23 protein-coding genes are annotated in these 18,580 nt (G+C 37.0%); 20 read left to right on the forward strand and 3 right to left on the reverse strand.

Annotation, left to right across the window (positions count from 1 at the left end; genetic code table 11):
* Positions 1 to 41: 41 nt before the first annotated feature.
* The 5 genes from AC1DFM_RS10745 to AC1DFM_RS10765 all read left to right on the forward strand — a co-directional run bounded on the left by AC1DFM_RS10745 (position 42) and on the right by AC1DFM_RS10765 (position 3,741).
* The gene (locus AC1DFM_RS10745; RefSeq protein WP_477076724.1) at positions 42 to 293 is read left to right on the forward strand and encodes a hypothetical protein; all 252 of its coding nucleotides are present in this window, start codon (positions 42 to 44) and stop codon (positions 291 to 293) included.
* 6 nt (positions 294 to 299) lie between these two features.
* On the forward strand, positions 300 to 1,124 hold the full coding sequence (locus AC1DFM_RS10750; protein WP_477076725.1) for a hypothetical protein: 825 nt from the start codon (positions 300 to 302) through the stop codon (positions 1,122 to 1,124).
* A 57-nt stretch (positions 1,125 to 1,181) separates the two neighbouring features.
* Positions 1,182 to 1,571: a hypothetical protein gene (locus AC1DFM_RS10755; RefSeq protein WP_477076726.1), complete on the forward strand. Its 390-nt coding sequence runs from the start codon at positions 1,182 to 1,184 to the stop codon at positions 1,569 to 1,571.
* A gap of 115 nt (positions 1,572 to 1,686) precedes the next feature.
* Complete coding sequence (locus AC1DFM_RS10760) at positions 1,687 to 2,889, forward strand: putative phage abortive infection protein (protein WP_477076727.1); 1,203 nt, start codon at positions 1,687 to 1,689, stop codon at positions 2,887 to 2,889.
* Between the two features lie 165 nt (positions 2,890 to 3,054).
* Positions 3,055 to 3,741 (forward strand): hypothetical protein, encoded by a 687-nt coding sequence (locus AC1DFM_RS10765; RefSeq protein WP_477076728.1) that lies wholly within the window; start codon positions 3,055 to 3,057, stop codon positions 3,739 to 3,741.
* A gap of 50 nt (positions 3,742 to 3,791) precedes the next feature.
* On the opposite strand, the gene AC1DFM_RS10770 is transcribed toward AC1DFM_RS10765, so the two are convergent.
* The 3 genes from AC1DFM_RS10770 to AC1DFM_RS10780 are packed head-to-tail and all read right to left on the reverse strand — an operon-like array spanning position 3,792 to position 5,998.
* Entirely contained in the window at positions 3,792 to 4,316 is a 525-nt protein-coding gene (locus tag AC1DFM_RS10770) for an SHOCT domain-containing protein (RefSeq protein ID WP_477076729.1), read from the reverse strand.
* Between the two features lie 33 nt (positions 4,317 to 4,349).
* Positions 4,350 to 5,756 carry a deoxyguanosinetriphosphate triphosphohydrolase family protein gene (locus AC1DFM_RS10775; RefSeq protein ID WP_477076730.1) on the reverse strand — a complete coding sequence of 469 codons (1,407 nt, stop codon included), beginning with the start codon at positions 5,754 to 5,756 and terminating at the stop codon, positions 4,350 to 4,352.
* Between the two features lie 53 nt (positions 5,757 to 5,809).
* Positions 5,810 to 5,998, reverse strand: a complete 189-nt coding sequence (locus AC1DFM_RS10780) for a hypothetical protein (RefSeq protein ID WP_477076731.1) — start codon at positions 5,996 to 5,998, stop codon at positions 5,810 to 5,812.
* Between the two features lie 229 nt (positions 5,999 to 6,227).
* Between AC1DFM_RS10780 and AC1DFM_RS10785 the strand changes: the two genes are divergently transcribed.
* The 15 genes from AC1DFM_RS10785 to AC1DFM_RS10855 all read left to right on the forward strand — a co-directional run bounded on the left by AC1DFM_RS10785 (position 6,228) and on the right by AC1DFM_RS10855 (position 18,554).
* A complete protein-coding gene (locus tag AC1DFM_RS10785) occupies positions 6,228 to 6,812 on the forward strand; it encodes a hypothetical protein (protein WP_477076732.1) in 585 nt (194 codons plus the stop codon).
* 256 nt (positions 6,813 to 7,068) lie between these two features.
* Entirely contained in the window at positions 7,069 to 7,434 is a 366-nt protein-coding gene (locus tag AC1DFM_RS10790) for a hypothetical protein (protein ID WP_477076733.1), read from the forward strand.
* Between the two features lie 656 nt (positions 7,435 to 8,090).
* Complete coding sequence (locus AC1DFM_RS10795; protein WP_477076734.1) at positions 8,091 to 8,636, forward strand: hypothetical protein; 546 nt, start codon at positions 8,091 to 8,093, stop codon at positions 8,634 to 8,636.
* 64 nt (positions 8,637 to 8,700) lie between these two features.
* Positions 8,701 to 8,979 carry a hypothetical protein gene (locus AC1DFM_RS10800; protein ID WP_477076735.1) on the forward strand — a complete coding sequence of 93 codons (279 nt, stop codon included), beginning with the start codon at positions 8,701 to 8,703 and terminating at the stop codon, positions 8,977 to 8,979.
* A gap of 114 nt (positions 8,980 to 9,093) precedes the next feature.
* A complete protein-coding gene (locus AC1DFM_RS10805) occupies positions 9,094 to 9,567 on the forward strand; it encodes a hypothetical protein (protein ID WP_477076736.1) in 474 nt (157 codons plus the stop codon).
* 497 nt (positions 9,568 to 10,064) lie between these two features.
* The gene (locus AC1DFM_RS10810; RefSeq protein ID WP_477076737.1) at positions 10,065 to 10,949 is read left to right on the forward strand and encodes a hypothetical protein; all 885 of its coding nucleotides are present in this window, start codon (positions 10,065 to 10,067) and stop codon (positions 10,947 to 10,949) included.
* A 100-nt stretch (positions 10,950 to 11,049) separates the two neighbouring features.
* A complete protein-coding gene (locus AC1DFM_RS10815) occupies positions 11,050 to 11,859 on the forward strand; it encodes a DUF7873 family protein (RefSeq protein ID WP_477076738.1) in 810 nt (269 codons plus the stop codon).
* A gap of 503 nt (positions 11,860 to 12,362) precedes the next feature.
* The gene (locus AC1DFM_RS10820) at positions 12,363 to 13,028 is read left to right on the forward strand and encodes a hypothetical protein (protein ID WP_477076739.1); all 666 of its coding nucleotides are present in this window, start codon (positions 12,363 to 12,365) and stop codon (positions 13,026 to 13,028) included.
* Positions 13,025 to 13,315, forward strand: coding sequence for a helix-turn-helix domain-containing protein (locus AC1DFM_RS10825; RefSeq protein ID WP_477076740.1), 291 nt, complete (start codon positions 13,025 to 13,027; stop codon positions 13,313 to 13,315). Before AC1DFM_RS10820 ends, AC1DFM_RS10825 begins: the two co-directional genes overlap by 4 nt.
* Before the next feature lie 34 nt (positions 13,316 to 13,349).
* Entirely contained in the window at positions 13,350 to 13,775 is a 426-nt protein-coding gene (locus AC1DFM_RS10830) for a hypothetical protein (protein WP_477076741.1), read from the forward strand.
* A gap of 408 nt (positions 13,776 to 14,183) precedes the next feature.
* The gene (locus tag AC1DFM_RS10835) at positions 14,184 to 14,642 is read left to right on the forward strand and encodes a hypothetical protein (protein WP_477076742.1); all 459 of its coding nucleotides are present in this window, start codon (positions 14,184 to 14,186) and stop codon (positions 14,640 to 14,642) included.
* Positions 14,643 to 14,766: 124 nt separating this feature from the next.
* Positions 14,767 to 15,498, forward strand: coding sequence for a YkgJ family cysteine cluster protein (locus AC1DFM_RS10840; protein WP_477076743.1), 732 nt, complete (start codon positions 14,767 to 14,769; stop codon positions 15,496 to 15,498).
* Positions 15,499 to 15,643: 145 nt separating this feature from the next.
* On the forward strand, positions 15,644 to 15,940 hold the full coding sequence (locus AC1DFM_RS10845; protein ID WP_477076744.1) for a helix-turn-helix domain-containing protein: 297 nt from the start codon (positions 15,644 to 15,646) through the stop codon (positions 15,938 to 15,940).
* A 32-nt stretch (positions 15,941 to 15,972) separates the two neighbouring features.
* A complete protein-coding gene (locus AC1DFM_RS10850) occupies positions 15,973 to 16,392 on the forward strand; it encodes a hypothetical protein (protein ID WP_477076745.1) in 420 nt (139 codons plus the stop codon).
* A 149-nt stretch (positions 16,393 to 16,541) separates the two neighbouring features.
* Positions 16,542 to 18,554: a DNA polymerase family B protein gene (locus AC1DFM_RS10855; RefSeq protein WP_477076746.1), complete on the forward strand. Its 2,013-nt coding sequence runs from the start codon at positions 16,542 to 16,544 to the stop codon at positions 18,552 to 18,554.
* The last annotated feature ends 26 nt before the right edge of the window (positions 18,555 to 18,580 follow it).

Below are 18,580 nucleotides of genomic sequence, written 5' to 3' on the forward strand. Positions count from 1 at the left end.
TTTGAACATATAAATCCCAATAAACGAAATAATTGTCAGCCATGAATATTACTATTTTAAAACGTCCGGATCCACAGGCGCCCGATAAGCTAAAAGAAGAAATGGTAACAAAAATGTTAAATGAACAATTAAAAGAGAGACTGCAGAAGGCTTTCGAACCCCTTGAACCGGAATTTAGTAAGTTTCCTGACCATAAAATCATAATGACAAACGAAGACGAGCTTGCTATTCAGGGCCTACCTCCACAGATTTGCTATCAAATTGAATATATCTATAAGAATACAAAATGGTAAAGCCCTATGAAGAATAATTTAAAATATTTGACAATAGTTTCATTATATTTTTTGGGCTCTTGTGATATTCCCTCGAAAACGAAAACAAATCAAAATCAAGAGGCTGAATTAATGCCTAAAGAACAGACCGATTTTTATAATAACCTAAAAGCGGGCTACAATTTAATAACAGATCAGAGTTTTCATGGAGCTGAACGTGTAGACAGTATATTGAATGTGATGAATCGGTTTGCTGATTCATCAATAATACTAGGGTGGGTGGGTATCATTGATGAAGTAAGTACAGATTTTAATTATAGAACGTCCAATGGAGGTAATTATGTTGCATTGAAAGTTCATATAACACCTTTTCCTACCTCCTATATATCTACTATTTCATCTGATATTTATGTAGAAAAAGACAGTATTAAAACCAATTACATATACAATCAATTTAGTAAAGGGAATTTTAAAAAAGGAGATACTATTATATTTGATGGGTTGTTTAAATTATACTCAATAGATGAAAGAAAGTTAATCAATCATATAAACGAACCATATGGTAATGCAAAAGACCTTATTGTTCCATGGTTCAAAATTGATTTGACCAGTATAAAGCCTTATAAAACGCCTAATAACGATAAATTAATTGAACTAAAAAGATCGACTGACTCTATTTACAAGTATGCTAAGATTATTGCTAGTAGGGGACTTTATAATAGTGATGAGACCAAAGTATCTTTAAGAAAAGTTACTGCAAATATTGAAAAATTTGCAAAAGGTGATAATGCTGCAGAAGTTTATTATCTAATCGACAGACGTGTTATAAGAGAGATAAATCTAATTAAATAGTAATAAAGCAATAAATTCCATTCTGAAATATATAAATTCACTGAAGTACTATTTTCCATGACTGATAAAATCCTTCGTATAGTTCTCGCTATTATGATGCTAGCTGTTGTTGGCGGTTATTTTTATATGAAAAGTGAAGAAAAAAGAATACAGAACTCATGGCATCAGCCTCCAGAAAAGCCAAACAATCAATTAGAATCCCAACCTATCTATTCAGGAGATTGGAAATCCCCTGATGGAGCTATTTTAGTTGCGATTAGTAAGGCTTTAAGCAAAAATAAAGTTAGAGATTGTGGAGAGTATTATTACAAGCCTAAAAACGATGGTACAGCTAACTACCTGGTTGCTGGCACTCGAAATGGGAAGAGCTGGCACTACTACATCGTTAAAACAAATGAAGGTGAGGTCGAAGGTCCTTTAACTGGAAGGTATTCGGCGCCTTATTAAACTTATAGTCAGTCTGTCGAATAAACTCCTTGTTGATAAAAAATTAAACCTTTTGAGCTAATATCCTAAATTGTAATATTTAAAGTTTCTATATCCCTATTTAATTTGAATGAGTATGACACGCCTGAATTCAGAATCAACCAATGGAATAAAAAATAAGATACTAAAACTGAAGATAATCCAATCTTTATTAAAATACTGGAAGTATTTAAAATACGGTGTAATTGCGTTATCCATATTCCTTTTAGCCTGGTCACTATCCTGCATTCCTCGTTATTTCATAAATTCAAGTAAACCCATTAAGGACGATTATGCTTTAACTGGCACCATTGGGGATACTTATGGCGGCCTACTTGGGCCACCAATTGCCTTTATCGCAGCAATACTAACCTTTGCTGCATTCTGGGTTCAATATAAGGCTAATCAACAACAACGGGCTGACATTGATTCACAATCTCATAATTGGCTGTACGAAAGATGTGAAAGTAGATTTTTTGAGTTATTGAAGTTACACAAGGAAAACGTAGCTGATATGCAAGTTGGAGATTTTATTGGGAGGAAATGTTTCGGTGTATTGTTTGAAGAGTTTCGATTAATTTTTGAAATCATATTAGACCTGCAGGTGGAAATTAGCAGAACAGAACCTGAATATGACGGTATTGATACACTTAACGTTGCCTACCATTGCTTTTTTCATGGTGTGAATAATCATGGAGCAAAAGCGTTTATGGATGATTTTAAAGGTATTTATAGAACTTTTTATGAACGCCCAGATGGTATCTTTGAAACCTTAGAACCGTCCAAAACTGGCCGCACCTGGGTGGTAGAAAAAAATAGAATTCAAACAATGATCAATGAGTGGCACGATAAATATCATCATTCACCATTTGGCGGTCATGCTGACATGCTTGGACATTATTATCGTCACATGTACCAAACTGTTAATTATGTTATTAATAATGATGAAATATTGAAACCACATGAAAAATTTGAATTTATTCGTACTTTTCGAGCACAGCTCACAAATAGCGAACAGTTAATGCTTTACTATAATGGCGCTACATGGTACCCAGATGAATGGAGGAAGATTTTCACCACTTACCGTTTTATAAAAAACATTCCCCTTGAACTTTGCGAATTAGGACTAAACCCATTTGTAATTTATGAAGAGGAGATGATTAAATTGTATGTATATGAAAATAATAAACGAATGTTTGAAGGCCAGGGAGATATTAATGGAATGGTAAATCAATGGAAAGACGAGAATCCAAACTGGAAGGATAAAACTAAAGAATACTTTGATTTAAAATGGATTTAAAAAATGGCATTGTTTCATATTTTTTAGATTTCAGGAGGCTTTCTAAAATCCATATCAAATTTAAAATTGAATAAACTGAATAGTTTCACTAATCAGATATGTCTCGTTACCTTCTCATCTCACATTTGAAAGTGCCCTTTAATTCTTTCTTTATTATTATAGATTATGCCGGATCATTTTGACATTAATATAAATATTACTTACAATCATATAGTTGTAATTCAATCTTTACCTTCCGGAGAAATACCTACTGGTAAAAGGCTTTATGATGACATTATAAGTAGGCGTTGCGAACAAAGGAAAATACAATCTCGGTATTTCGACGTTGATAATAAGGGGAAATTCTTTTCCTTAATAAGCAATATTGCAGATGGAGTTCTCAATAAAAATGTCCTTCCAATATTGCATTTCGAAATGCACGGAGATGACAAAGGATTTATGCTTGCAAATGGAGAAATAGCAGATTGGGAAGAGTTAACTCCTTTCTTGAGACAAATGAACGTTCACCTTAAGAATGGATTATTGGTTACATTAGGGGTGTGTGAGGGTATTTATTTATACCAAGTAATTAATCCACTACAACCTGCACCTTTCTGGGGTGTAATAGGGCCTAAAACTAAGATTTCAAATATTCACATTGAAGCTGATTTCACTGAATTCTATAATACCCTGCTAAGTTCATATGACTTTGGACAGGCGCTTAAAGATCTGAATTTATTTCATGGCCATTATAAGTATGCCATCATCACATGTGAGATGATTTGGCAAATGTTAATTGAAATGGCTAAAGAATTGCGACGACCTTTACCCAATGAAGAGGAGACAAGAAAGAAATTTCTACTGTTACCATAGAAAAATGAAAATAAATATAACTTAAGTAGCTAATTTATTGGGGGGAACATCTAATTTCCTATTACCTTCTTAACAGCAGCGTTATATTGTTCTTCAGTAAGTACCCCACTATCTTTCAGCTCCTTGAGCTTTTTAATCTGATCTGCCAGGTCTGGTGTAGTTGAGGGATTAGCAGATGTAAGAATAACTTTGGGAGCATCACTAGTTACTTCCTGCTGATTCAAAGCAGATACGATATCTATCCAGTATGGGGATAAGTTTCCACCTTTTGCAATCACATAGAATTTTTTACCCGTTCTTTTGGTACCGGATAGCTGAAAATCTTTTACAGTCATTTTCAAATTTGCCCAAGTTGCACCCAAATGAACTGGACCAGCAAGAGACCAGGGAGAAAGGGTAATGAACTCAAAACCTTTAGCGCCATTAGATCCATATCCTATTCTAACCTCTTTTCCTCTCCAGAACTTTTCGCCGGTACTTAGGTATAGGGTATCATTTTCTATTTTTCCGAATTCATTGGACTGTGCAACGGCGAAAGAAGGTAGCAATAGTACCGCAAATATTAAACTTTTCATATAAGGGGTTGAGGTTTGTTTATTGTTACCTTTTTATAATGGCTTAAATATTGTTTCTGCGTTTTCCGATTTTAGACGTGCATAGAATTCTATAGCATAACTATCTGTCATGCCGGCAACAAAATCGCAAATAATTCTTCTTTTGTCTGCGCTTGACTTTTCATATGAATCACGGTAGTCGTCTGGAAGTAGTTCGAAACCATTACCTTTTGATAAAACTCCGAAAATTTCATTTACAATTTCTTTACCTCGATATTCGGCAATTTTTAACCTAGAGGAAAGAACCTGGGATGTGTATGTGAATTTTTTTAAAACCTCTACTAGCACTAAAGTCCAATCATTTAGAAAGACTTTAGATTGAGCCGGGTATTCAACATTAGGTTCGAACTCAACTTTCTGGATAAAAGTGTTCACCAAACTAGATGTTAGATGATTTCTCAAATATCCATTGGACGAAAAGTTCATTGATAGTTCATGACTTTTCTGTAAAAATTGAACAGACTCATCACGAGTTAAATTCTGTTTGTCCGGAATTTCAAAAAATAAAAATTTACTGAATAATTCCTGCAAAATATATATTACTTCCTTTTCTGTAAAAGTGACTTTTATACCACTACTTAAGGTGAGCTTAATTTCTTTGGCAATAGCTTTACTAATCCTTTCTGTGGGAAAGACTACATTAAACAAAGTATAAAAGCCAGCCTTTAAGCCATCTTCCAAATCATAGGTTGAATAAGCAATATCATCAGCAACATCCATAATCTGGCATTCTATAGTTTTAAATTTCTTTCCTCTTGGATGCCCTCCACATTTCTCCTTAATAGATTTTACTAAATCCGCGTCAAATGAATAGTAACCTTTGTTTTTTGCATATTTACCCTCAGGGTCCTTCCTTCCAGAGACTTTATCATATTTAAGAATACTGGCAAGTGTCCTCGCGCAGAGGTTTAGCCCTTTTCGAGTATCATTCTTGTCTTTTAAATAATTAATGTTCCCGCTAAAGCCCTTCTTTTCAATTTTTGTTAATAACCTTAGAGTTTGAGCATTTCCTTCATAACCGCCTCTACGTTTCATCAATTCGTTAAGAGCATCCTCTCCTTGATGACCAAATGGAGGATGGCCAAGGTCATGGGCAAGTCCCGCAAACTCGACAACACTTAGATCGATTTTATCTTTTCTGAAAAAGGGGAGCTTATTGAGATTATTCGCAATTGACATTGCAATTTTTGATACCTCAATAGAATGTGTAAGCCTATTTCGAAAGAAATCGGATTCAATTCCAGGATACAATTGCGTTTTACCTTGCAATCTGCGAAAACATGTAGAATGGACTAGCCTATCAATATCTCTTGTAAAAGGTTGCCTTGCGTCTTTCGGAAAATCGTGGACATCTTCAACTGATAGGCGTCCTCTATCACGTACGGTATAGAGTTTTACCATTAAGGGGTTGTTGTGGAATTTGCTATGGAGTTACTTTACAGCTTTCAAGAAGATTATTTTGCTGCGACTTTCTTCTTAGGAGCACTTGTTCCCCACATCTGGCCACCACTCTTACCGAGTTTCTTGGCTAAATGGGCCCTTACTACGCTACGATCGATCACACGATCAGAGGCACTTTTAGCAAAGTGCTCTAATACCGTTGTATCGAAGTCTCTTTTATGTGATTGTTGTTTTACGGTCATGGGTTGAAGTTTAACAACCCAAATATAAACCCTTTTGTAAACATTAGCCAAAAATATTTGCAAAAATATTTGTTAAATAAGTTTGTAAGAAGTTGAAAATCAATTTGATATGTCAGAAATAGCTTAAACTACTCCGGCGAAAATCCCCCCCTAAAATCTGGGGAGTGGGTGTACCCCATGCCCAAGCAATTTATCACAATCAATTTCTTACACATTAATCCTAATTATTATGGAAAAGAAAATTATTGAAGGCTTAAGCAGGAGTGATTTTGGCGCAATGAGAAACGTGACCAAGAAAGCCGATAATGTCACTTTTTCGTATGCACTCATCCAGTATCTGGATGGCATGTGCATGATCCAATCTGAGCAATACTACAACTGGTTTATGGAAGGCAAGGTGATGCCGAAAACCATTAAGGTTCTTCAGGATGAGATCATGACTTATGAAAAGGACGAAAATGGTGCTCCGAAGATTGGTCCTGATGGCAAGAAGATCACTAAAGGAACCGGAAAAGTCGGCTATTCAATCATCGGAGCCATTGGACTGGAGATGGCGCAGAACGAATCCAGCATGAGAATCCTGTCTGAAACCATGGAATTCAAGGAGAAAACAGCTACGGTGCTGGCGCAAACTGAATTCCAGATGGCGATAAAAGCATTGACTGCGTATTCTCCAAGCGCTGCTCAAAAAGCGCTTATTGCAATGAGGATAGCTGATGACGAGGATGAAGAAAATGATGAGCCAACAGCCGGAGGAGATCAAAATAGTGGTGCAGTCGCAGGAGCCGGTGTAGAAGCCGGTGCTGCATCATGAAGCAAAGAGGGGAGCGTAATGCTCTCCTCTTCTTTATATATCCTGTAGGGCGGGTAACAGCGGTTACATTAAGGGTGGGATTTCAATGCAAAGCCGAATCCTGTGAAGCTGATGATCAGATAACCGAATATTTCAAACTTTCTTATATCTGATCCACATTTGAGGAGTTACAATAGCAGCAATATCAGCTCTAAAGCTTAAAAGAAATATCAGTTCATACACTATTTACATATAGCATTAACCTAACAATATACTTATGGAAACAAATTCATCTCAGGTTGAACAAGGGATTCATAACCTGGTGTCAAATTTACAACCGCTTAGTGATTTCAAGGAGGATATCGTGTCACTTACTGAGATTGCTGGCCATTGCAACAGAACACTTGACGATGCTCAGTATTCGCTCGCCGAACATATACTGTTGCAGCTATTAACGGAGTTATCTACTGCTGATATGGCAAATACTATTGAGAAGATTCAGCATACAGGTAATTTACTTGACGGCCTTTATAACAGACATAAGGGTGCAGCCTTGCAGTATATATCCTCGCAATTCAGAGATGCTATGGATGAGTATACTTTCAATTATCAAACTCAGAATGGCGATATGCCTTTTTCATGATGTAAAATAGCTAGAGTGGTAACTAGAGAATGGTACTTGCATGAAAGATGCAATTATCCAAGGAAAATTCCCTTTGGTTATTTCTATTCCCGAAGGTTTATTGTTATGCTATCACTCCTAAAAGAACATAGGGTTTTCATAGGGAAATGTACGGAGATTGGGTGTCTACTCATGGTCTCCTTCAATGAAAGAAATGGGGGTTTTATAAACCCTGTTTAGGCTGATAGAATGAAAAATTGTGAAAGACAGAATTGTGATTTGCCAATGCCGGTACTTACTTGATAAAAAGAGTAAGGCCGGCTAACAGGGTTTCTTTATAAAAATTGAGATAAGAACTAGTAATTCATAGTAGAAATATTTCTAAGAAGCAGTAGTTCTTTATTTGCAGGTATTTGATTTACAGTACAATTAACATAGTTTGACCAGCGAAAAAAATGCCTCTTTAACCCATGAGAACCATAGATTTTTATACTGAGTGCCTCGATACTAAAATTCTTCAAACTTTGAAAACATCAGTGCATGTGGATATTATTGATATCGCTGTTGTTGATAGTAGGCAATGTAATATCTCGTAAAAGGGATGAAAACATTTCAAATAGAAACAGAAAAAATAAAATTCACCGAAAAAATAAATTCTCACCTAAAAACAGAGTAATATGAATTCTATCAGAGCTTATGTCACAGACAGCATAGATGCTGAAAACCTGAATATTGAACTCCAGGGGGTAACTAAAGTACTTATCAGGAAAGATAATGTTAACGTGTGGTGTATGAATGCCTCCGTTAGTGCCAAAAGGTTTTTCATGGAGAACACTGATCTAGGTAATCTTAATATGCCGGTATACTCAATACCGTTTTCAGCAATTGCGGATTTGCATTTGGACTTGATGCAAATACCAATACAAATTGCCGCGCCATCAGAACCGCAAGGTGTAAATGTAATTACCAAGCTGCCAGGAAAAACAGCTACCTATACCGTAAAAAAGCTAATTGAAGATTATATACAAAACGGTTCAATCAATGTAAGGGCGGGCAACTTAATCATTGAAATCGCAAAGGATCAGAAGATAACTGATTTCCGGTCTTTTATTGAACAGAATAGTACTGTTACCCTTAAAGCATATAAGGGATGTGGCGCTGCAGTAATTGCTTCGATTAAGGATCTTGCGGATCACTTTGGTATTGATAACAGCCATATTTAATTTCCATTCAGTAACCTTGGATACCACCGTAGCAGCACTTCTAATATTATCTAATTATAGAAAAATGGTTACGAATTTCTTCGAGCTGGTTAGAACGCTAAAATATGAGCCAGGGGATTTACCAGAACATACTGACTATTGTAGGTTGAGTATATCTCCATCACAATTGCCGGACCATGCTGTAAATCTAAGCGTTCAATTAACATCAACACATACTGAAAAAAACGGATTTGCCCATATTATCCTGTCAAAGGAAGATTTGATAAAGCTAATAGGAGCCCTTGCCAACATTCTGGTAAAAGCTTCTCCTGATCAAAGCTTCGATGGCATTGCGCAGGGTTAATGGGTAGATGAGATCACCAAGGAATTTTTGCTTGAATCATAAACATAGACCTGGTTACTGCTTTTTAAGGGTAGTAAACCAGGTTTTTTCATTTAAACAATAAAACAAGTTCTAATGTTGGAGTTTCCAAAGGTAAAAGGCAAAGCTATAGTTATAAATATCAGAGCAACAGAGGCTCTTCAGGAATCAATAAGAATTGGTCCGGGAATCTGTTTAGGTTCAGTTCATGATACAAGTGTTGAAATATTGGATGCGAAAATGATTCTATCAGGGTTTGAATTTTTCATGACCGGTGTGAAACGCGGAATTGAACTAGATAGCAGCGTATTTAAATATGCCATTAGGATTATTCAAGAATTGCAGCCAACAAAGCTTTTATTCTTTCATCCGTTAGAAGTGAGTTTAGGAGATCAGATTCTAGTAAATAAAGAGATTCCGGGATTTATTCATTCCAAATATAATTTGGTTTACACAAAGGAAGGATCTCTGAATCTGGATGAATTCGCAAATGAGTTTATTGCACCTTACTTTTCAATTCATAGAAATGAAGCTGGAATAAGAGAGATAAAGCAAGTTAAATCCAAGTAAACAATTATAAAAATACCGTAGTAAAGCTGTCCACCAAGGACAGCTTTATAATTATAAACTTATCAGAACATGCAGAAGTTTGCATCGATTACGTACTATAATTTCGATTTAAAGGGCCAGATTGAAAAAACCAGAATTCGTTATATTCTAGTCTTTCGGGATGTTAATTGCACTGACCTTTTGGATATTTTTAATCCAGAAGGCTATTCTGTCTCTAAAAATTCAGAATGCTGGCAGATTATCCAGAATAGGATTGCTTTAAAAGTGTGAAAGAATAAGTATTTCTGAGCATTAAGAAGTAGTGATTCTGCGGTTTTTGTGGCGAAAAATGTGGAAAACAGGTTTGGAATGATATCCACTCATTATGTAGGAAATTGAAAAATCACTACTATTTTTGAGCCATACCATTTAAAGAAAAAAATCAGTCACTATTATAACCTGAAATTCTTTTCGAAATACGGGAAACCGTAATAAAGGCAATAAAAATTTAAGCATCTATGACACCCAGGTTGGCGGCAGCAATGGCGCTGGTGATAGTATTTTGTGTCCATTTGAAAGCAATGAACTACATGGTTACTTCAAAATTCCCAGCAGTCAATGCACTCGGTTTCGCAACCATGCTACTGATGCTTTACTACAAAAAATTGTATGTAAGCGTCAAAAATGGATTGAGAAATAATTCAGATTTCTGTAAACTCAAAAATGAATTTATGAAACTATTCTCCCTAATATCAAAATTTATAAGTAAGGTCAAAAATGAGTCTTTTACTTCCAGCGCAATTATTGATCTTCTGCATAAAGAGGTTTTAGACTACTATGAAAGTATCAACAAAGCTATGTGGGATAAGCATGCTGAAGATATAGCTATGTCCCGAAAGAATAATACTATTTGTTGCAGCAAGCCGTCCGGAGGATTGGCCAGAGCTATTAACCAGTTTGGCAATATTTCTCACTATAGACATACTTATTCCAACAACCTTTTTGTTCCATGGGATATACTGATTGATTTCTGTATGAAAAATGGCCTTATATGCATACCTATTAAGCTACTGGGATTCAAGCTACGGGCAAACTGCAAATCGGATATTGAATCATTCCGTCCGGAAGATGAAGATATCTGGTATAGTAATTTTCCAGATAATATTTTGGAGTTTGGTACTGATGAGTGTATCAAAACTAATCTATCCGCTTTAGTTGAGAAGGAACATGGTAAAGTGCCGGGCTTAACAGTGGGTAAATTAACTAAGATGCCTTACTATGTCTTGTTGAAAACCGTAACCGAAGTAAGTGACATAAGCATGACTACAATGCGGGGCACAGGAGAAGGAGTGATACTCCACCCTACGCCACATGGTTTTATTGTAGTCACCCATTGGGAATAAACTTACAGCCTCTTATTAGTAAGCTTCATATAATGGAATATAGGTCTCTACCTTAATTCCTCATTTTAAAAATCAACTCTTTCACAATAAAATTTAAGTTATGAAGTTATTTGTCCACCTTGCTAAAGCTGAGCATGCTGCCTCTTCATTTCGAAAAATGATAAAGGACTGTACGCAGTTTTTTAAAGGAAATCAGGGCGCCTTTCAGGGTTTACGTAGAACCTACGAGGCTGCAGAAGGTAAGATTGATGAACCATCCAAACGTGAATTTAAAAAGATCGTTACGACGGTTGATGAAAAATTATCGTGGATCTACCAAAATTCCAATGACTACATTGATAATTTATTCACTATTGAAGCTACAAATGCAAGCGGAAATCCAAAGGCTGCGCTAATGGTAGAAAATCTTCATTTTGGGAATTTGTCGTCATTGGAACTTCTTCGACTCAAATCACTTCTGGAAACCGGTGAACTTGAAGAATTTTATGGTTCAATCCCAGTAAGAGGAGAAGCTGAAATCTGGAAACCTACAGAAGAGGAAATGTATGCTGGCAGAAGTGTTTTTGAAAATAATATTATCCGGTCAAAAAACCATTCTACAGAGAAAGAAGACTATATACTGCTGGATCCCAACATAGGAAAAGATCCTAATTACAATCCAGCGCCAGTACGGGCAGTTCATACAACCAATATAGTTCTTGGTGATAGTAGCTATCAGAAGTTTTCCGGAGAATATTCCCACCGGCAGCGTGCAGAAATTCTCAGACGTAGATCTGTATTGCTAACAGAAGTCATTGCTGCACTAAAACAATGTAATGATGTGGAAGCAGTATCCTCTGAAGTAACATCGAACAAACTCTTTAATTATCTACATTATGGTAGCTTCAACAACCAGCATGAGGTAATATAACTATTTGACTATAGCATGAAGTATCGTTAGCTGCAGCTTTACCTCTTTTTTTCAAAGAGATTTAAGCATGACGCATCGAAGTCAAAGCTTTAGTCTTATACTCAACATGGGATATGGTCGGCAATCTTTTAATTCCAATAGTGTGCAGGTTCGAGTCCTGTCTGCGCCTCAAGGCAAGTAATTAAAAAGGTACCATTCAACAAAAGAGATCAACGGACATGATCTTTGGTACGTTTTAATAAAACAGTAGTGTTAAGGTACTTAAAAAGCTTCAGAAACTGTGCCTGATCCGCCACAGGTGTACTACCACTATTTTTTTATGGCGCGGTAGCTCAATCGGTAGAGCATATTGAAACTATAACTTAAGCATGAAGATTGTCGAAAACTGTATTTCCCAAATTAATCTGCGGGTACCGTAGATATAAATTCTGAAGGCCCCGATAGCAGGGTATAGCTTGGGGCCTTCTTTTTTCTGTCATACAAAGTTCCAAACTAATTATACTATGCACAACGATGTACCAGTAGGCAGAGATGTTTCTTATCTGGACCAGATTCTATTATCTCCAGAAGGATTCATCAAACCCGTCAAGGCACAAATTCTACATTCACTCGATTTAAATGACAGACAATTATGGGCAGTAAAAAATGCGGTTTACCAGTTCATAACCGAAGAAATGATCACCTTTTTAAAAGCGGTCATCGGAAAAAGAGCTGCAATAGAAATATGTGCCGGCAACGGCGCAATAGGAAGATCCCTTTCTATCCCCGCTACTGATGATTACCAGCAACAGCGGCCAGATATAAAAGCTTATTATGAGTTTATAATACGGCAAGCTCCTACAAGCCCTCCTTCAGATGTCACCAAAATGGAAGCGTGTGAAGCAGTACGTTACTATAAACCTCAGGTTGTTGTAGGTGGCTATGTAACGCAGTTATATAAGGAAGGTGATGAAGGGAAGATACCCAGTAGTGTTTATGGTGTTGATGAAGAATGGATATTGGATAACACCGAATGTTATGTGATTTTCGGAAATATTAATTCTCACAATCAAAAAAGGATTTTTGAAAGAAACCACGTTGAGCTTCATTTTCCATGGTTGGTAACACGATCTTTAGATCAGTCAGATAACAGGGTTTGGATTTGGGACGATAAAATAATAAGGCAATGAAACTAGGATATAAAATACGAGAAATACGCCTGGCTGCCGGTCTTACTCAGTATGATCTTGCACAACTTATGGGTGTGAGTCCCGGTACAGTTTCAAATATAGAACTGGAAAGAAGCAGATTTGCCTATCCAACAATTCTTAAGTTCTGTGCTGCAATGAAGCTTCCGTTTGTTCAGCTGGTAGCTGCCGCTACTGAATACAAAGACTTGCCCGGTTCCTATAGATCAAAATATTCAGGCAAGTTTTATAAAGTCAAGGTTGTAATTGAAAGCAAGTCTAAAAAATAATTATTGTAGTTCTAGTCCTATAATTTATACAAATATGGAATGCGAATATTGCGATAAGACGCCTGAGCAAAGGCAGGAGCTTGAAAATGAGCGCCGTTCAAAATATGGGTGGATTGTTGAATATGTTCCAGGAGATCCCGCGGCTCCTAATAACATCAACTGTCATACACATTTTCTTCCACAACAAATTGGTCACCCTGATCTGCAGATATGCCTACCAATGTATCCTCAGACTTGTGCAGGATGGTTTCATTTGGTGGTTGGGTATATTGAAAAAGGACAAGTTTTCCTACCAGGAATTAAGTATCCCGGTATATTGGAAACTGGCTTTGATCTGATGTTTATTGAAGCAAAAGAAAGCGGAAGAGATGTCCTGCGGCTAATATTTCCTGATGTAGAGAACTCCTATAATGATCCCGTATATGCGGCACAATTTACATTAACTGAAAATCATATTTAAAGTCTCTGCGCGAGTGGCGAAATGGTAAACGCGCTCGGTATCTATAATCCGAGTCAAAGCAAGAACAATACGGATATTTCAATGTCCGATGGTTTTTGAAGTAATTGGTCTGGAGGTTCAAATCCTTCCCCGCGCACGTGTTAAAAGGAGAGAGAGAGTTCCTGTAGCTCAAGTCAGAAGAGCGCTGTACAATAAGTACAGGTCACATGAAAGAAGTCATGGAGCCTATCAGAGCTGATCACCTGAAGGTTTTGACCAGTGCGAATCTGGCAGGAACATTTTTTACCCTATTTAGTAACATAAAACCTACTTCATATGATTTTTAAGGGCGTAGTTAGGAAAGTGTATCCGTATGAACTAGGCAGAAAGGCGCTGTCTAGTGGAGATTTTGTACTATTCGAAGGTGAAATGGCAATTGTTACAGAAACACTTAATACGATTAAACTCAAAGCCAGTGGAAATGAGGTACTCATTGATGAGAGTAATGTAGATTCATTACAGGAACTGGCAGTTGAGTTAAGTCAGGAAAGTATAATTAATGATCCTGTGCTATATTCACTGAAGTACGATCAATGGAAAGTTATCTTGTCAAGGGACATTTGTGATAAACCGGTACAAATACAATTTGTCCTTATTCTTGTAATTAATAATGAGGACCGTATTCATGTAGCACAGGTATTATCTAAGAAATATCATTATACCTATACTGAGGCCGAAACACAGCAATTAGTAGCCACTTTGTACAATGAAATGCTCTCTTCATTACCGGCTGATATTGCCGCCGGCAGGCCCACAGCTATGCAATGGTGGAACAACAATAAGAATATCTTCCCTAAAATCTCCCCTTTGACCTCCCGGAATAAGTAATCAACTCGAAAATTTATGAAAAAAGTTCCAGCTATTCCTCCCTCGGATTACCGTGGGAGCATAGCAGCATGGATTACAGCTCTCGTTCAAAGAGAGCTATGGGATGGAATAAAACCAATCTGGTATGGTCAAGTTAAAATTTCGTCGGATACATGGTGGGAAATACTGGAGGAATGCGAAAATGAATAATTCTTTTAGGACAAAAATTTTGCATATGAATAGGCTAATAGCAATCAGTTACCCATTGCAGCTTTTTTTAAAAGACAATCCCGATTACTTGAAAAACAAGGAGGTAATGAATGAACTTGAACAAGCTATTGGAAATAACGCTGATGTTTTTAAAAAAGCTTATCCCCTTGGAATTCAAGCAATGAAAGAGATAATGCAAAGTATAGATATTTTTCTTTCGATGGAGCTATCAAACGATGATACGGGTATCAGTTGCAAAAAAGGTTGTAGTTATTGCTGCCATCAGAACGTGGACATCTATCCTTTAGAGGCAAAACTTATTGTTGATCACTGCCGAAACAATAAAATAGATATTGATATCGGCTATCTTAAAGAACAAGCTAAAATTCCCGGTATCGAACTTGTTTTTTCAAAAGATTATGCAACATGTGTTTTCCTGAAGGATAATGTATGTAGCATTTACGAAAGTCGGCCAATTGCATGTAGAAAATATTACGTTGGCACTCCGGCTGAATTATGCGATACTAAAAAGTATCCTCCTCCTCAGAATAAAGTTGGTGTTGTTTTCTTTCCTGAAGTTGAAATACTCGTCTCTGCAGTTGAAACAGCAAGATTGGAGGAATCAGCACCAATGGCCCATCAGTTACTTAATGTTTTATTAGAATAGTGACTACTCAGACTGCCCTGAAGAGTATAACAAAAGGTGAGAACCAATATCTCTGATGAGATGAGGTTATAACTGGTTTACAGGGACGTTCCAGTGAATGGCCATTAAAAAACGTCCCCTTTGTTAAATATGTAAAATATTAAATATGAAATACGGACAGATAATTAAAATAATCAGGCAAAACAGATTAATAACCCTCAGACAAATGGAAGAAAGGACTGGCATTTCACATCATGACCTGTCAGACATTGAGTATGGTAAAAGACAGCCTGAAAAGGAGGAAAGTAGGAAACTTGCTGGGGCTTTGGATGTACCCATTCCTATCATTCTTTATTTGTCTATGGAGCTAAGCGATGTACAACCAGATAAGGTAGAGGCCTATAAAGACTTAGACAAAAAGGTTCGGGACTTTATTTGGAACAGTATACTGATTAAAGAGTAATCCGTTAATATTCATTTAAATCCAATGCCAGCATGAGTAAGGTAGCAAAGTTAGTTTCTGTTTCTTTAATGGTCCGAGTCATTGCCGATGAAGTCGAAACTGACGTAGAAATATGGAGAAAAGCAAAGCCAAAATTGAAAGCAGTCATTGATGAAAGCGGTATGGACAATCTGGAATTCATTGAGGATGACATTGAATGTCCTTATGAAGAAGGGGAGGAGTCTGCCCGTATTAATTTTGATAACAGAAACCGTCGAGCTATTGGCTATCAGATAACCAGCAATGATAATCGACACGAAATTCCACCAGGGCTTTATTCGTTTATCATACTTTCAGAATCCGCTGCTGATTTATGGCTTAAAAGAAATAGCACCACAGAACCAACCCGATGGAAAAAGATCCCAGTCTACGATGGGGACATCGAAGATCCTGTCTTTCAGAAATATCTTTGAGTTTCCCTATAAAACCACATCTTTGAATTACCTAAGCTATGCCTGTTCCTAGCTAAATCATCTTCCCCTTCCCCCAGCAATCACTATTAACTCCCTGATATTACTAAACATTCCCGTCCGGTTATAGGCGCTTTACCAACTATTTAATCATGGTATACGGCGTATACGACATCGAAACGCTAAATGGGCTTTTTCTGTATGTCTCACGAAATCTCACCACCGGTAAACTTTCCATTTTCAGAATTGATAAATACAAAAATGACCTATATGCCCTGGTAAAGCATCTCCGGGAAGAGGAGGTGGATTTTCTGGTTTCTTTTAACGGTCTTTCTTTTGACAGCCAGGTTGTGCAATACATTCTCAGCAATTTTGAGGATTGGTATTTATTATCACCCGGGCAAATTACTGCAAAGATCTATCAGTTCGCACAGGATGTAATTGATGATGCCAAATACCGGTTACCATCCCCCTATGAGATAAAAGCTCTTTGGCGTCGGCAAATCGATTTGTTTAAAATTCATCATTATGATAATGATAGCAGAAGGGTTTCGCTAAAGTGGCTTGAATTTTCAATGGATTTTCCAACGATCGAAGGAATTCCAGTAGATCACCGAAGGCCTGATTTCACTGAAAATGAAATTGACCAAATAATTCATTATTGTATTAATGATGTTGAGGCCACTACGAGACTGTATCTCGTCACGAGAGGGGAAACTGAAATTGAAGAATATTCCGGCAAGGACCGTATTCAGGAGCGTTTCGATATTATAACTGAGTTTGGGCTTCCAGCAGAGGCTATAAGTTGGTCTGATGTGAAAATAGGGGATGAACTCAATAAAATTGGATACTGTAAGGCTGCAGGCTTACCTGATACTCGCGCTGTCTACTGGTTAAAAGAAAAACGTAAATCAAATGCAGGCTTCACTTTTGGTTCCTGTATTCCGGAATATGTTAAATTTCAGACCCCGGAATTTAAGGCGCTTTATGACCAGGTAAAATCAGTACGAGTTAACCTGAATGAAGACCAGGAATTTCAGCTGCAGTATAACGGAACGACCTATGTAATCAAGAAGGGTGGTATACACAGTACGGAAAAAGGCAGATTAATAGTTGCCGGAGATGATCTGATTGAAGATGCGGATGTGGGATCTCAGTATCCTAATTCAATCGTTAAACGGAATCTGTATCCAAGCCATTTAGGTCCTAACTGGTTGATAAGCTATAGGAAGACTATCGGGCTCCGACTGCAATACAAACAGAAAAGCAATGATTCATCTCTTTCACAAAAAGAGCGGCAAAAGTATAAAGGGTTGGCTGAATTTTTAAAGCTTGCCCTCAATGGTGGCGGATTTGGAAAAACAAACGAAAGGAACAGCTGGCAATATGATCCCAAGGTGCATTTTTCCTGTACAATCGGCAATCAGTTTGAAATGCTTATGCTTATTGAAGCCCTAGAGGTGGAAGGAATTCATGTTATCTCTGCAAATACTGATGGTATTGTTTGTCACTATCCAAAACATAAAGAGAGCGACTATCGCAGAATATGCCGGTGGTGGGAAGAAATAGTAGGGAATACGGAGATGGGCAAACTTGAATTCTCCAATTACAGGATGCTCGTACAATCCTCCGTTAATGATTATATAGCTATTAAGAACTCTGGAGAAATCAAGAAAAAAGGAGACTTTGCTACCAGTCATGAACTCCATAAGAATAAGAGCCGGCGTATAATTCCTATCGCAATTGAAAAGTATTTTGTTAGTGGTATCCCTGTAGAGCAGACAATTAAAGGCCATTTAAATTTGTTTGATTTCTGTATCGGAGTAAAATCTTCTAAAAATTATCACTATAAAGCCATCGATCAAAAAACTGGCGCCGGTAATATTTACCAGGGAGTTGTCCGATATTATGTAAGCCAGGTTGGTTTCAAATTATTAAAGGTTAAAAATCCGGATGCCGATGGCAAAGGCGTGAAAATGCAACAGTGCGAAGCCGGCACCTGGTATAGTACTATTGCAAATGAAATTACAAATTTCGATACAGCCAATGTTAACCACGATTACTATGTCCAAAAAGCCAGGCAAATTATAAAAGGTATTGAAAATCCAGTATTTAAGAAACGTAAAATAATTGATACTGATCCCAATCAGCTCTCCCTGTTCTGATTTCCAAGTCTTTTTTATGTTGCATT

It is taken from the genome of Chitinophaga sp. 05T412 (assembly GCF_056396465.1).